Origin of the sequence: Saccharopolyspora kobensis, from assembly GCF_900108315.1 — a bacterium.
Classification (GTDB): Bacteria; Actinomycetota; Actinomycetes; order Mycobacteriales; family Pseudonocardiaceae; genus Saccharopolyspora; species Saccharopolyspora kobensis.
In genome coordinates this window covers 21,831-36,179 of record NZ_FNVB01000011.1, presented here as the reverse complement: position 1 = coordinate 36,179, position 14,349 = coordinate 21,831, and the positions used below count along the sequence as shown (strand labels likewise).

Here is a 14,349-nt window from a genome sequence, read left to right as displayed (position 1 = left end):
CGAGGGGGTGTGTCATGGTCCACCTGGCCATGCTGGCGTTGTCCCTGATCGCGGTCGCTGCGGTGTTCCTCGCGCTGCGCACCGAGGACGACGAGTCCGGCGAGAAGTCCGAAGCCGGCGAGATCGACCGAATTCGCCGGGACCAGGTCGCGATGGCGGAACGAGCGAGTACGCCGTGACCTGCACGGTCTGCGCTGGAACATCGCGCAGGCAGCGGCGATGAGCCGCTTCACGAGCACAAAACCGCGGGCGGTGCGGGGAATTTCCCGGCACCGCCCGCGGTCTTTCCCGGATCAGCCCAGCGCGCGGTCGATCGCGTCCAGCCGGTCCAGCAGGGTGCTGTTGTTCGTCGTCGCGAAGGTGCTCACCGCCGGATCCGGCAGCGGCATCCCGTCGCAGGTCATGTCCGCCGGAACCGTCCCGTCGATCAGGTAGGCGTCCACCGCGTTGTCCACGCACGCGTTGCCCGCGCCGTAGACGCCGTGGTCGCCCTCGTCGCGAACGGTGATCATCCGCGAGCCCTGGAACTTCCGGTGCGCGATCTCGGCACCTTCCAGCGCCGTGGCCGGGTCGTTCTCGGACTGCAGCATCAGCACCGGCGGCAGGCCCTTGCCGGTCGGCTTCTGCAGGTCGACCTCCGGGCGGTCCCAGAACACGCACGGCTGGGAGATCGTGTAGTAGCCGTAGAAGGGGTACCGCTTGCCCTCGACGCCGGAGCGCGCCACCACCGAGCCCGGGCTGCCGCGGAACGCGGTGTCGTTGCAGCGGATCGAGTACAGCGTGGCGACCATGCTGTCCTGCGGGTCGGCCAGCATCGGCATGTTCCGGTCGCGGACCGCGGCCAGCGCGGCGACGGCCTGCTCCGAGCCCGTTCCGGCGCGCAGGTCCGCCAGGGTCTGGCCGACGGCCGGGAAGGCGTACTTCGAGTACATGCTCTGCAGCAGCAGGGAGTCCAGCACGTTGTGGTCGATCGGCAGGCCGTCCGGAACCGGCAGCGGGTTCGCCTTCAGCTCCGCGCGGAGACCGTCCACAGTGGCCTGTACCTGCTCCGGCGTGGTGCCGAGGCGGTAGGTCTCGTCGTGCGCCGCCAGCCACGGCCGGAGGTCTTCGCGCCAGCGGCGCTCGAAGGCCATCGGCTGCCAGGAGAACACCTGCTGCCAGCTGCCGGTGAACTCGGTGTTGGAGTCCAGCACCACCTTGTCCACCGAGTCCGGGAAGTAGGTGGCCAGGTACGCGCCGAGCCAGGTGCCGCCGGAGACGCCGTACCAGTTGATCTTGTCGTGGCCTTCGACCAGGCGAAGCAGGTCGAGGTCGGCGACGGTCTGCTCGGTGGTGACGTAGCGACCGAGCTCACCGCTGCGCTGCTGGCAGGCCGCGGCGAATTCGCGGGTCACGTCCATGATCGCCCGGATGCTCGCCGGGTCGCGGTCGCGGGAGTCCAGCCCTTGCCAGGCGTCCTCCGCAGGTCCACATGAGACGGTGCTGCTGGCGCCGGTACCGCGCACGTCGATGCCGTAGACGTCGAAGTTGTTCGGCAGCGCGTCGCTTCCGTAGTTCAGCATCGCCAGCGGCATGGACAGGCCCGCGCCGCCCGGCCCGCCGGGGTTGGTGAACAGCGCGCGACCGGCCGGGCCGCCCTCGGGCGACAGCCTGCTGACCGCGATGCTGATCTCCTTGCCGTTGTCCGGGTCGTGCCAGTTCATCGGCGTGGTGAGCGTGCCGCACTGGAGCCGCTCGGAGCCCGGCGGGAGTTCCGGCGGCAGCTCGCCCTCGAAGCAGGGCGCCCACTGGATGTCCTGCTCGGCGAACTTCGCCGGAACGTCGAACGTCGGCGCGCCCGGCTTCGCCATCGCCGGCTGACCGGTCGCGAGCAACGCCCCCAGCACCGCGGTGACGCCCAACGCACGTGTCGCGCTTCGCATGCAGTCCCCTTCTGCAGTGACCTTCGGTGATTCGAAGATCACTCAATCAGGTGACCACATTTGGCGGGTACTACCGTTAAGCACCACTTCCCGTGACAAATGTCAGGTCGTAGTCCGGCAGGTCGATGCCGGTGCTGAGGTCCTCGCCCATCTTGAGCATCTGCCTCAGCAGGAAGCCGTTGCCCAGCATCGCGTTCCGCGCCCGGGCGCCGAAACGGCCCGGTGCCAGGAACTTCCCGGTCCGCCCACCACCGCCCTGGCACGCCTGCGCGTAAGGGCGGACCTTCGCCTCGTAGCGCGCGAAAGCAGCTCGGTGATCCCCGTTCGCGGCGACCAGCTCGCCGGCGAGCACGTAGGCGGCGATGACGGCGGCCCCGGTGCCCATGCCGCCGAGCGTCGCGCCGCAGGCCGCATCGCCGAGCAGCGCGATCCGGCCGCGCGACCAGGACTCGACGTCCACCCGGTTGATCGAGTCGAAGAAGAGGTCGTCCGCGGATTCCAGTCCCGCCAGCAGGCGCGGCGCCTCCCAGCCCACACCGGCGAAGGCCTGCGCGATCAGCGCGCGCTGCCGGACGACGTCGTGGCGGTCGTAGTCGAGCCGCGGCGACTTGAAGATCGCGAACGCACCCGCCCGCCCGGGATCGCGGCGGTCGGCACCGACGGAGATGAACCGGCCCGGCTGGTTGTGGCCCACCGACCCCGGCGGCAGCTCCCGGTAGCGGGGCAGGTCCCAGGTCGCGACGTAGTAGCCGAGGTGGCTGATGAACAGCTCCTCCGGGCCGAAGGCGAGCCGCCGGACGCCGGAGTGCACGCCGTCCGCGCCGATCACGAGGTCGAACAAGCGGTTCGCGCCCGAAGCGAAGGTGACCTCGACGCCGTCCGGCGTGTCGCGGAGGTCCACGACGTGGTCGCCGAAGACGTACTCGGCGACGTCCGCGCTGTGCGCGTGCAGCACTCGCGCGAGGTCGCCTCGGAGCACCTCGAGCGCGCCGCCGGCGAATTCCGCGGGCAGTTCGAGCAGCGGGCGCTCGCGCTCGTCGACGAAGGTCATCGGGCTGCCACCCGTCCGGACCTCCTGCAGGTCCGCGAGGACTCCCATCCGCTCCAGCACCGCCAGGTGCAGGTCGCCGCGGAAGTCCACCGCAGCTCCACCGCTGCGCAGCGCCGGGGCGATCTCCACGACCGTCACCTCGAAGCCGCAGCGACCGAGCCAGCAGGCCAGCGCGGGCCCGGCGACGCTCGCGCCCGAGATCAGAACACTTCCTCGCATGTGCACACCTTCTGTGTCCGGTGGAAACAGTTATTTCTGTGTACGATAGACACAGTTATTCGGCGAGCACAAGGGAGGGTCGGTGGACGGCTACGAGGTCCTGTGGGGCGCCCGGCCGGCGACGCGGCGCGGTCCGAAGCCCGCGCTCAGCCTCGAAGGCATCGCTCGCACCGGCATCGAGCTGGCCGACGCCGAAGGGCTGGCCGCGGTCTCGATGCAGCGCGTCGCCGCCGAGCTCGGCTTCACGAAGATGTCCCTCTACCGCTACGTGCCGGGCAAGGCGGAGCTGGTCGCGCTGATGGCGGACCTGGCGATGGGGGCGCCGCCCGAGCTCCACGGCGGCTGGCGCGAGCGGCTGGACGCGTGGGCCCGCGCGCTGCTGCCGCGCTTCACGCAGCACCCCTGGGTGCTCGAAGCGACGACCGGCCCGCGGCTGCCGGGCCCCAACGAACTCGCGTGGACCGAAGCCGCCGTCGCCGCGCTCGCCGGAACGGGCCTCCGCGGCAGCGAGCGGCTGGACGCCGTGGTCGTGCTGGTCGGGCACGTCCGGGGCATCGCCCAGCAGGCCGCAGCGACACCGGACGGCAACCCCGAACAGCAGCTCGGCTCGAAGCTGGCCGAACTGCTGCGCGAACACGGCGACCGCTTCCCAGCGCTCACCAACGCACTGACCGACACCGGAGGCCAGGACCAGGCCCTCGACTTCGGCCTCGCCCGAATCCTCGACGGCCTCGCCACCCTCATCGCGACCCGCTCGACCTGACCCGGCACCCCCGCTCCGTCCGGACCAACGCAATTTCAATGGAAGTTGAACGTCCCGCCGGTGCGTCGGGCACCCGACACACCGACGGCGCGTTGGGATCCGCGCAATTTCAATGGAAATTGGACGTGTGATTTCCATTGAAATTGCGGACAACGCGACGCGCCGTCGGCGTGTTGGGGCCCGACGCGCGGGCCCGACGCGCCGACGGGCGCAACTTCCATTGAAATTGCGTGGGTGATTTCCATTGAAATTGCGTCGGTCTTCGTCGGGGTGGGGGGGACCGGGTTGGAGGGGTGGTGGTTCAGTTCTTGATCGCTCCGGCGAGGTTGAAGGCTCCGCCGAGGGAGCGGGAGACGATCAGGTAGAGGGCCACCACCGGGGTCGTGTAGAGGATCGAGTAGGCCGCCAGCTGGCCGTAGGCGATCAGGCCGCCCTGGCCGAAGAAGGTGAAGATCCCCACCGAGGCCGGTTGCTTCGCCGGGTCGAGCAGCAGGATGAACGGCACGAAGAAGTTCCCCCACGCCGTGATGAAGGTGAAGATCGCGACCACGCCCATGCCCGGGACGATCAGCGGCAGGACGATCGTGCGCAGCGCCTGCATCGCCGAGGCGCCGTCCACCCACGCCGCCTCCTCCAGGCTGATCGGCACGCCGTCCATGAAGTTCTTCGCCATCCAGATCGCGATCGGCAGCGAGGTGGCGGCCAGGAACAGCGTGGTGCCCAACATCGAGTCGATCAGCTCCAGCTGCACGAACATGCTGTACACCGGCACCATCACCGCGGTGATCGGCAGCCCGGAGGCGAACAGCACGACGTAGAGGAACGGCCGCCGGAACCGCAGCTGGTAGCGCGACAGCGGATACGCGCACAGCACCGCCGACACCACCGAGATCAGCGCCGCACCGGCGCACATCAGCAACCCGTTCCACAGTGGACGCCCACTCTGCTCCCAGCTGAGCACCTGCGCGAAGTTGTCCAGCGTGAACGTCTCGGGCACCTTGGCCGACAACGCGGCGTCGGCGTCGAAAGCCGCCGTGAGCAACCACAGCAGTGGCGCGAGGAACGCCAGCGCGACGACCGCCAGCACCAGGTGCACCACGACCGACACCGAACGCCGCCGAGCAGAAGTCACCGCGACCATCAGACTCCGTCCCCCCGGGAATCCGGATCTCCGATGCTCTTGGCGTACACCAAGGCGAACAGCCCGCCGATCAGCAGCAGCACCAGCGAGATCGTCGCGCCGTAGCCGATCTCGTGGAACTCGAACGCCGAGTCGTACATCAGCAGCGGCAACGTCTGCGTCGCCGCGTTCGGGCCGCCCGCGGTCAGCACGTAGATCAGCGTGAACAGCCCGATCGTCTGCAGCGTGATCAGCATCAGGTTGGTCAGCACCGTGCGGCGGATGATCGGCAGCGTGACGTGCCAGAACCGGCGGAACGGCCCGGCGCCGTCCACCTCCGCGGCCTCCACCAGTTCGCTCGGCACCTCCGACAGCGACGCCTGGTACACCAGCATCGAGAACGCCGTGCCGCGCCAGACGTTGCCGAGGATCACCGCGAGCATCGGCACGCTGTAGAGCCAGTCGCGGGGTTCCAGGCCCATCCCGGCCAGCACGTTGTTCAAAGTGCCTTCGGAGTTCAGGAACGCGTAGACCGCGAACGCCGCCACCAGCTCCGGCAGCACCCACGCCGAGACCACCACGGTGCCGACGGTGGTGCGCAGCCAGCGGTTGCGGTGCTGGGTGAGCACCGCGATCAGCATGCCCAGGCAGTTCTGCCCGATCACCGCCGAACCGACGGTGAAGACCACGGTCAGCCAGGCCGAGTGCCACAGCGCCGGATCGCTGAACAGCCGCCGGAAGTTCTCCAGCCCCACGAACTCCGGCTCGGTGGCCGCGGCACCGGTCAGCGCGGCGTTGGTGAACGAGACGTAGCCGCTCCACAGGATCGGCCCGGCCACGAACAGGCCGAGCAGCAGCAGCGCGGGCGCCATCGGCACCAGCCACTGCCGCGCCCGCACCGCCATCAGCCCGCCCTGGTGTTGGCCGGCTGCACGATCCGCGAGACCTCCTGCGCCCACTGGTCGGCGACCTCGTCCGGCGGCCTGCCCGCCACCACGTCGAGCACCGCCTGCTGGATCTGCTGGGACACCTTGGGGTACTCCGGCAGCGCGGGACGGTAGTGCGTGTTGTCCAGCAGGCCGATCCAGAACTCGTTCAGCGGGTTCGCCCCGAGCACCCGAGGATCGGCCGCGGCGTCCTCGCGGGCCGGGAGGTTCCCGCTGGCCGTGGTGTACTCGACGACGTTGTCCTTGGACATCGCCTGCTTGATGAACTCGAACGCGGCGTCCTTCTTCTCGCTGGCGGAGCTGATCGCCAGCGTCCAGCCGCCGGAGAGCGTCACGGTGCCCGGTGCCTGGCCGTGCTGGGTGGGCATCGGCGCGGCCGCCATGGTCCGGGCCCAGTCCTGCCAGCCGGAGTCCTGCCAGTTGCCGGAGGCGAAGCTGCCGTCCAGCCGGATCGCGACCTTGCCGTCCCTGGCCAGCTCGTCGCGCTGCACCTTGTCGTACTGCGCGTCGGCGATCTGCGCCTTGCTCTGCGTGAGGCCCTCCGCCAGCGCGGTGGACAGGAAGCCCATCGCGTCGGCGAAGCCCTTGCTCGGCGCGATCCACTTCTGACCGTCGTGCAGGGTGCCGGTCTCGGTGCCGTAGAGCAGCATCTCCACCGTCTGCATGCTCACCGACTCACCCTCGGCCTTGCCCAGCGCGAGGTCCATCGCGATCGCGTCCGGGCGGCGCTGCTTGACCTGCCGGGCGGCGGCGAGCACGTCGTCCCAGGTGCGCGGCTGCCAGTCGGTGGGCAGGCCGACCTGGGCGAACAGCTCGCGGTTGTACCAGAGGCCGCGGGTGTCGGTGTCCAGCGGAACGCCGTAGGTCTTGCCGTCGGCGGCCTTGCCCGCCTGCTTGGTGGTGTCGATGTAGTGCTGCCAGTCGGGCCACTGGGCCAGCCGGTCGTCCAGCGGCTCCAGGTAGCCGGCCGCGACGTCGGAGTTGACGTTGAAGCTGTCCTCGTAGAGCACGTCGGGCGCGGTGGAGGTCGAGCGCATCCGCAGCTGGAGCTTGGACAGGTACTCGGCCTCCGGGGCGACCACCGGGTCCAGCTTCACGGTCTTGCCCGGGTTGGCCTGCTCGTACTGCTGCTTGACCCGCTGCATCCACTGATCGACCTGCTGCGTGTTGCCGTAGCGGTGGTAGGCGACGCTGATCGTGTTCGGGTCGTCGGCGGCGCCTCCGCCGCAAGCGGCCAGGGTGAACCCCAACGTGGCGGTGATGAGCACGGACATCGCAGTGCGGCGCTGCATCGCGAGCCTCCTGCCAGCAGTGGTTGCGCGCGGCTTGAGATCCGGATCACACTCTGGGGTAGTTAATTCCATTCGATGGAACAAGTCAACGATCTCGCCGCCCCGAAGGGGTGCGCCACCGAGGAGCTGTCGGCGGATGCCGTCCGCGCTCGGGTAAGCGGCGCCAGCCGCTTGGGGCACCTCAGCAAGACGACCACCAACAGGCTTTGAGGAGCGTGCATGGCCGAAGCGTCCTGGCAGGGCACCAACCTTCCCCGCGTGGGTGGCTTCAACAGGGCCGTCGTGCTCGACACGATCCGCCGCCGAGGCGAGATCAGCCGGGTCGAGCTCGCCCAGCGCACCGGCCTGACCGCGCAGACGATGTCCAACATCGTCCGAGCGCTGATCGAGGACGGGCTGGTCACCGAGAACGGCCACGCGCCCTCCACCGGCGGCAAGCGCCGGGTGCTGCTGAAGGTCGCCGCGGACGCCTACTCGTCGGTGGGCCTGCACCTCGACCCGGAGCGGATCACCGGAGTCCTGCTGGACATGGCCGGCGGCGTGCGGATGCGCAGCACCCGACGGCTGCCCGACGGCGCGACGCCGCAGGCCGCCGCCTCGGCCCTGGCCCGGACGTTGCAGCAGCTCGTGCGCCGTTCCGGCATCGACGAGAGCCGGGTGCTCGGCGTCGGGCTCGCGGTGCCGGGCCCGCTGGACTCGGCCCACCGGCAGGTGCTCTCGCCGCCGAACCTGGCCGGTTGGGGAGCGGTGCCGCTGGCCGACATCGTCGCGGAGCGCGCCGGGCTGCCGGTGGTGATGGACAACGACGCGACGGCGGCGGCGATCGGCGAGCGCTGGGCCGGTGGCGAGCACCGCACGGGCTCGTTCGTCTACGTCTACTGGGGAACCGGGGTGGGCATCGGCGTGGTGCTCGACGACCAGGTGCACCGCGGCGTGAGCAACAACGCGGGCGAGATCGGCCACCTCAACAGCGGCGGCGGCCGCGGATGCCATTGCGGTAGAAGGGGATGCCTGGAGACGCACTGCTCGATGCGAGCGATCGTCGCGGACTGGCGATCAGCAGGCGGCGAAACCGACGAGGCGTCGATCGCGCAGTCCTACGAGCAGCTCACCCGCCGGGCAGCCGACGGCGATGCGGTGGCGGGAAAGGTGCTGCGCGCGGCGGCGACCAAGCTCGGCCAGGCGCTGGCGTCGGTGGTCAGCGTGCTCGACGTGGACCGCGTCGTGCTGGGCGGTCCGGCGCTGCGCCACGTCTCCGAGCTGGTGCGCACCCAGGTGTCGAAGGTGCTGTCGAAGCAGGTCTGGGCGCCCGAAGTCCGCCCGGTCCAGGTCACCCCGGCCCTGATCGGCGAAGACGCGGGCGCGGTCGGCGCGGCATCGCTGGTGCTCGACCGCGCCTACTCGCCCCGGCTCGCGACGCTCCTGGGAGCAGGGCCGGAGCGCTCCGGTCAACGCCGCTAGAACGTCTTGTCCTCGATCAGCTCACCCGACTCGTCCCAGCTCTGAACCTTCAGCTTGTCGCCGGTTCCGCTGAACAGGGTGTACCGCGAGAGCTGCCCGGACGGGTGCCAATTGCGCCACTCACCGACGGGCTCGCCCCGATCGCACTGCCCCTCCAGCTGCTTGGTCCCGTCGGGGTACCACGCGGCCTGCGGGCCGTGCTCGATCCCGTGCTTGTAGGTGACCAGCGAGATCATGTTCCCGTTGGCCGCGTGAGCGACGGCCTCGCCCGTGAAGGGGGCCCCCTGGTACCAGGTGACCATCGATTCGTCCAGGGAAGTGTCTGCGCTGTCGACGCGTGTCTCGTTCACCGGTGTCCTCGTCTTCGATCCCGCAGGCGCTACTCTGCGAACGATTCAATGTTGGCGCGGTAGTCCTTCGAGTGGAAGGTATAGCGACCCGAGTAGCTGCCCGCACCGTCGAGCACGGAGTTGCAGTTCCCGCACGCGGCCGCCGATCCACCGACGTGGACGTGCTTGCCCTGGTTGGCGGTCCAACGCGGATCGAAGTTCATCTCCTTGAGGGTGTTCTGGTTCGCCATCATCTCCGGCTTGTTGTTCGCCTTCGCCCATTCGTCACGTTGCCAGAGGAGCTCGTTGGTCGCCTTGACCTCGGCATGGCGCAGCGGATCGTCCTGGTGGACCTTGCCGTTGTTGATCTGGAGCGCACCATCGGGGTATTTGGCGATGTTGTTCGGATTGTTCGCGTCGTCCCGCACCGGGTACCGCCACTTGTCCAGCTCGTCCAAGTTCTTGCGCAAGGCCGGGTGGACGTTGTCCATGTCGATGGTGTCGTTCTTGGCCCCGTTCACGCCTTCGGTGATGTTCCCGGTGCGCTTGTCGATGGCGACCGCCGAGCACGGCCCGTCGACACCGGGCCGCTGGTGCTGAGAGATCAACTCCGCTCGCTCGCGCGAGAGGTTCTGGACGTAGTCCTTGACCGGGACCGGGTTCCCCTTCGAGTCCTTGACGTGCGTGATGAGGCCGTCCTCGCCGCGCACGACGTCCTTCTCGTCCAGTTGCTTCAGTTCCGCGCCGCGCTTGCGGGTGACATCGTTCAGGCTCCCGTCCTTCGACGCCTTCGGCGGTGCCCCGGGGTTGTTCACCGGCTGCTTGCCGTAGTCCTTCAGCCGGTTGTTCGGCCTCCAGGCAGCCGGGTGATTGGCTCCCGGCGGGGGCTTGGGCGGGCCCTGGGGGCGCCCGGACTGCCCGTCCTTGACGTTCCCGGCCTGATTGCCGGTCGCACCGGTCGGCTGGGTCGCGTTCCCACCGCGGGGGCCGTGCCCGCGTCCGGAGCCGCGTCCGCCGCCGTTACCACCGCCACGTCCGCCGCCGCGACCACCACCGTTTCCGCCGCCGCGACCACCGCCGTTCCCGCCGCCACGTCCGCCGCGGCCGCCTCCACCGCCACCACGTCCACCGCGGTGGAGGCCGAGCGGGTCGGTCTCCCAGTGCGGGTTTCCGACGTAGGCCATCGGGTTGGGTGCCGGGGCGAGGCCGAGCGGGTCCTGGCTGAGGTAGCGGCCGGTTGCCGGGTCGTAGTACCGGTAGACGTTGTAGTTCAGGCCGGTTTCCGCATCCGCGTACTGGCCCGGGAAGCGCAGCGGGATCGTGGCCGTCGGCGTCGGGCCGGGCAGCGAGCCGCCCCACAGGCTGGTGCGGTCGCGCCAGGCGAGAGTTCCGTCAGCGGCCACCAGGTCCGTCGGCTTGCCGATGGCGTCGGTGACGACCGAGTGGAAGCGCTCCGCCGCACCGCTGCGTTCGAGCTGCGCCACCGCGGCGTCGGCGTCGGGGTGGTGTTCCCACGTGGTCACCGACCGGTGGCCCTGGGCGTCGGTGTGGATCTGCTCGATCAGCCTGCCGCCGTCCCAGACGAAGTCGACCTGCTCCACCACGGCGGGAGCGCCGGGCCCCGGGGTCAGCCGCTGCTTGGCGATCCGGCGGCCGAGGGGGTCGTACCGGTAGCGCCAGAGCGCGCCGTCCGGAGTCGTGACCCCGATCAGCCGGTCGTAGGAATCCCACTCGTAGCGCCAGTTCCGGCCCTGCTGGGCGGTCCGGGACACCTGCCGGCCCTGCGGGTCGTGCTCGTAGCCGACCGACCCGGCGGCGACCAGCGTGTTGCCGCGGTACCGGCGCGGCCCGGATTCGGCGTGCGGAAGCCCTTCGGACGCGACGACGTTGCCCATCCCGTCGTACTGGTAGCGCTCGCGCCGGTCCGGCGCGATCACCTCGACGACACGCCCTGCCGGGTCGAGCTGGAACCGCGCCTGCCCGAAGACGCTGTCCACCGCACCGACCAGGTGGCCGTCGGCCCGGTGGTCGAACCGGCGCTGCACCACCTCCTGCCCCGCACCTGCGGTGACCGCCTGCGAAACGAGCAGTTCGCCCTCGTAGGACTGCGCCAGCGACACCGAGCCGTCCACCGACCGCCGGACTTCCCTGCCCGCTTCGTCGTACTCGAAGCTCATCGCGTGCGCGGCGATGGAAAGCTCGCGCGCGGCGCCGGTCTCGTCGAACGCCCATCGGCTGTCCACACCGGACGGTGTGGTGCGCGCGACCGCGCCGTTCTCGTCGTCGTAGGTGAAGGTGACCGTGCGGCCGTTGGTGGTCTCAGCGGTGATCCGGCCCGCGTCGTCCCACTCACGAGTCAGCACCGCGTCCGCCGTCGCGGCGCGGATCAGGTTGCCGACCGGCGAATACGCGTAGCTGGTGACACCCGACGGTGCGCGCCACTCGACCATGTTCCCAAGCGCGTCGTAGACGTACTCGGTCACCTCGCCCGCGCCGTTGACCGAGCGCACCAGCTGTCCCGCTGCGTCGTAGGCGTACTGCAGCACGCGACCGTCGAAGTCGCACTCCTCGACCACCCGGCCCACGAGGTCGTAGGTGTAGCGCCAGGTCTGGCCCTGCGGGTTGGTGACCGACAGCAGGTTCCGCTCGGTGTCGAAGTCGCGCACCGTGCGCGCTCCGACCGCGTCGACCTCGGCGGTGATCACCTCGAAGGGCCCGTACTCGCTGATCGAGACGCCGCCCAGCTCGTCGGTGCGGGAGATCTCGTGGCCCTCGGGGTCGTAGCGCCACTGCTGCCTGCCGCCCCGCGCGTCCAGCTGCCAGGACGGCAGCCCCTCGATGGTCCAGCCGTGCTGGATCCGCGCACCGCTCGCAGTGGTCCGCACCGTCACTCGCCCGAACAGGTCGCGAGGCGGTTCCGGCGCGGAATCCGGTTCGGAGCCGCTGTCGGCGCCGATGCCCCCGGACGACAGCAGGTCGAGGCTGAACTCCGGTGCCGCACCGACCTTCCCGCTGAACGGGTCCGGCCGCTCTCCCGGCGCGTAGGTGCGGGTCCAGGTCTGCTCGCCGTCGTGCACCGCGATCGAACCGATCGAGTCCCCGTCCCAGAACAGCTCCACGACGCTGCCGTCCGGCCGGGTGATCTCGCTGGGGCGCCCAGTCCCGTCGTACTCGTAGCTGGTGGTCCGGCCGAGCGGGTCGGTGCGGGACAGCAGGCGGTCGTAGCGGTCCCACTCCGACACCGTGACACCGCCCAGGCGGTCGATCTCCCGGACCACCTGCCCGGCTTCGTTGAAGTGGTACTCGGCGACTCCGCCCAGCGAGTTGGTGTGGGTGGTGACGCGTTCCCGGTAGGAGAACGTCGCGTCGTAGAACCCCTTGTCACCGACGGTCCGCACGCAGCGGCCGCGCTCGTCGTAGACGTAGCGGAGCCAGGTTCCGAGGCGGTCCTGCCAGCCGGTCAGCCGGTCCTCGTCGTCGTAGTCGAACCGCAGCGGGACACCGGATGAGTTGATGACCTCGTTCAGCCGGCCGCGCGCGTCGTAGCCGTACCGCACGGCCACCACGTCCAGCCCGCGCTCCTCGTCCAGCACCCGGACCGCGGTGGGCTTGCCGTGCTCGCTGTCGATCACCACGTGGTAGCCGTCGGAGTGGCGCAGCTCCTTCGGCGGACCGTACGGGGTGTGCTCGATGTCGATGGTCCGGCCGTCGTCGTCCGAGATCCGCCGCAGCGGCAGAACGCCGTGCTGCTTGGACGACTTGCCGAAGTGCAGGTACCGGCCCTGCTCGGTGATGGCGTAACCGTCCTCACCCAGGACCAGCGGCCACCGCGGGCCGTCGAGGGGCAGCACCGGGGAATCGCCGCTGGGCAGTGGGTAGACCAGGATCATGCCGTCCTGCGAGAAGTAGCAGACGTGCTCGTCGTCGACCTCCAGCCGCTGGTCCAGCGTCGAGGACCAGGTCGGGCCGAACCACCGGCCGGCCCGGTACGAGGAGACGTGCATCCGCTCCAGGACGATGTTCAGCGGGCCGAGGATCTCCAGGTCCACCTCGCCCATCACCACGGAACCGTTGGCCAGGTCGACCGGGTCGGTGTCCTTCGTGAGCTTCTTGTCGCCCTCCACCGCGTGTTCCCGGGAGTTCGCCGGCTTGTTGGAGCTGCCTGGCTTGTTGCCCGCCGGGTTCGTCGACGCGGGGCCGTTGGTGCTCGGCGTCGGGCCGCTGTCGGGCGACTTGGAGTTCGGGCCGCCGTCGAGCGACCTGGAATTGTCGCCACCGCCGGGCGATCTGGAGGAATCCCCGTTGTGGGAGCTCGAGGAGGTCTGCGCCGGACCGTCGTTGCCGGTGTCCCGCTTCGGCGCTGGGTAGTCGCCGGAACCGCCCTTCGAACCGGGGCCGTCGTTGCCCGCCGAACGGGTCGGGGCGGGGCTGTCGGGCTTGCCGTTCGGGCCCTTGTCGTCCTTCTTGATCTTGTCGAGGGCCTTCTTGGCGTCGCCGAAGCCGTCCTTGAGCTTCTTGAACAGCTTGCCCAGCGACTTCATCGCCTTCACCAGCTTGGTGGTGATGTCGGCGATCCTGGCCACCGTCTTGGCCACCGCCGCCACGACCTGCGGCACCACCCAGGCCATCGCGATGCCCAGCGTGGCCAGCACCTGCAGTGCCCACGACACCAGGTGACCGACCAGCTCGGCGATGATGTCGCGCACCAGCGTGCGCACCGCCGCCACGACCTCGCCCGCGGTGCCCACGCCCTCCGAAGCGCCCTCGGCGGCCTTCTGCGCCGCCTCGATGAGCTTGCCGGTGTCCTCGCTGCGCTTGCGGTAGGAATCGGCCGCGTCACCGGCCCAGTCCGCGACGTCGCTGTTGACCATGTTGGCCATCTCGGTGTTGATCTCACCGAGCTCGGTGGCGACGTTCTTCCACGTCTCCGAGTGCGCCTTGATCTGATCCGCATCACCGGTCAGCGCGTCCAGCGCGTCCGACAACGGCCCGACGTGCTCCATGAGCCAGCCGACACCGGCGGCGAGAATCGCACCGAAGGGATCCAGCGCCATCCCGAGCGCGTCCAGACCGGTGCCGACCGCACCCATCACGCCGGAGGCCCAGTCGCCGGACTCGATCGCCTTCTTCGTCTCGTCGATCGATTCCAGGATCGGCACGCCGCTGAACGACTTCGTCGAATCCTCGCGCTCCGCCACCAGCGGATTACTCACGACAACTCCCCACAGGTCAGTACGAGCAGGCC

The 14,349-nt window shown here is 69.8% G+C and carries 10 protein-coding genes; 3 read left to right on the top strand and 7 right to left on the bottom strand.

All coding sequences use genetic code 11. The features are described 5' to 3' along the window. The first annotated feature begins 14 nt into the window (after positions 1 to 14). Positions 15 to 179 (top strand): hypothetical protein, encoded by a 165-nt coding sequence (locus C4T78_RS36655; RefSeq protein WP_170210236.1) that lies wholly within the window; start codon positions 15 to 17, stop codon positions 177 to 179. A gap of 114 nt (positions 180 to 293) precedes the next feature. Here C4T78_RS36655 and C4T78_RS31365 read toward each other — a convergent pair whose 3' ends face one another. Together C4T78_RS31365 and C4T78_RS31360 are read right to left on the bottom strand one after the other, a co-directional pair. Continuing rightward, complete coding sequence (locus C4T78_RS31365; protein ID WP_093350465.1) at positions 294 to 1,922, bottom strand: alpha/beta hydrolase; 1,629 nt, start codon at positions 1,920 to 1,922, stop codon at positions 294 to 296. Between the two features lie 76 nt (positions 1,923 to 1,998). Continuing rightward, on the bottom strand, positions 1,999 to 3,192 hold the full coding sequence (locus C4T78_RS31360) for an FAD-dependent monooxygenase (RefSeq protein ID WP_093350468.1): 1,194 nt from the start codon (positions 3,190 to 3,192) through the stop codon (positions 1,999 to 2,001). An 82-nt stretch (positions 3,193 to 3,274) separates the two neighbouring features. Here C4T78_RS31360 and C4T78_RS31355 point away from each other — a divergent pair, with 82 nt between their 5' ends. After that, positions 3,275 to 3,955 carry a TetR/AcrR family transcriptional regulator gene (locus C4T78_RS31355; protein WP_093350471.1) on the top strand — a complete coding sequence of 227 codons (681 nt, stop codon included), beginning with the start codon at positions 3,275 to 3,277 and terminating at the stop codon, positions 3,953 to 3,955. Between the two features lie 301 nt (positions 3,956 to 4,256). Here C4T78_RS31355 and C4T78_RS31350 read toward each other — a convergent pair whose 3' ends face one another. Genes C4T78_RS31350 through C4T78_RS31340 form a run of 3 tightly spaced genes read right to left on the bottom strand, consistent with a single transcriptional unit; the run spans position 4,257 to position 7,314 of the window. Further along, complete coding sequence (locus tag C4T78_RS31350; protein ID WP_093350474.1) at positions 4,257 to 5,096, bottom strand: carbohydrate ABC transporter permease; 840 nt, start codon at positions 5,094 to 5,096, stop codon at positions 4,257 to 4,259. Then, positions 5,096 to 5,980 (bottom strand): carbohydrate ABC transporter permease, encoded by an 885-nt coding sequence (locus C4T78_RS31345; RefSeq protein WP_093350477.1) that lies wholly within the window; start codon positions 5,978 to 5,980, stop codon positions 5,096 to 5,098. Before C4T78_RS31345 ends, C4T78_RS31350 begins: the two co-directional genes overlap by 1 nt. After that, entirely contained in the window at positions 5,980 to 7,314 is a 1,335-nt protein-coding gene (locus C4T78_RS31340; protein ID WP_235863424.1) for an extracellular solute-binding protein, read from the bottom strand. The genes C4T78_RS31345 and C4T78_RS31340 overlap by 1 nt, the downstream gene beginning before the upstream one ends. A gap of 219 nt (positions 7,315 to 7,533) precedes the next feature. Between C4T78_RS31340 and C4T78_RS31335 the strand changes: the two genes are divergently transcribed. Further along, on the top strand, positions 7,534 to 8,775 hold the full coding sequence (locus C4T78_RS31335) for an ROK family transcriptional regulator (protein WP_093350480.1): 1,242 nt from the start codon (positions 7,534 to 7,536) through the stop codon (positions 8,773 to 8,775). Here C4T78_RS31335 and C4T78_RS31330 read toward each other — a convergent pair. Next, a complete protein-coding gene (locus C4T78_RS31330; RefSeq protein ID WP_093350482.1) occupies positions 8,772 to 9,125 on the bottom strand; it encodes a toxin-antitoxin system YwqK family antitoxin in 354 nt (117 codons plus the stop codon). The two genes, C4T78_RS31335 and C4T78_RS31330, sit on opposite strands and share 4 nt — an antisense overlap. Positions 9,126 to 9,154: 29 nt before the next feature. Further along, positions 9,155 to 14,317 (bottom strand): RHS repeat-associated core domain-containing protein, encoded by a 5,163-nt coding sequence (locus C4T78_RS31315; RefSeq protein ID WP_143185771.1) that lies wholly within the window; start codon positions 14,315 to 14,317, stop codon positions 9,155 to 9,157. Positions 14,318 to 14,349: the final 32 nt, after the last annotated feature.

What these genes read in the sequence shown, in the direction of transcription:
- C4T78_RS31335 (WP_093350480.1), top strand. Translation starts at nt 7,534, where the DNA reads ATGGCCGAAGCGTCCTGGCAGGGCACCAACCTTCCCCGCGTGGGTGGC.
- C4T78_RS31360 (WP_093350468.1), bottom strand. Translation starts at nt 3,192, where the DNA reads ATGCGAGGAAGTGTTCTGATCTCGGGCGCGAGCGTCGCCGGGCCCGCG.
- C4T78_RS31350 (WP_093350474.1), bottom strand. Translation starts at nt 5,096, where the DNA reads ATGGTCGCGGTGACTTCTGCTCGGCGGCGTTCGGTGTCGGTCGTGGTG.
- C4T78_RS36655 (WP_170210236.1), top strand. Translation starts at nt 15, where the DNA reads ATGGTCCACCTGGCCATGCTGGCGTTGTCCCTGATCGCGGTCGCTGCG.
- C4T78_RS31340 (WP_235863424.1), bottom strand. Translation starts at nt 7,314, where the DNA reads ATGCAGCGCCGCACTGCGATGTCCGTGCTCATCACCGCCACGTTGGGG.
- C4T78_RS31345 (WP_093350477.1), bottom strand. Translation starts at nt 5,980, where the DNA reads ATGGCGGTGCGGGCGCGGCAGTGGCTGGTGCCGATGGCGCCCGCGCTG.
- C4T78_RS31365 (WP_093350465.1), bottom strand. Translation starts at nt 1,922, where the DNA reads ATGCGAAGCGCGACACGTGCGTTGGGCGTCACCGCGGTGCTGGGGGCG.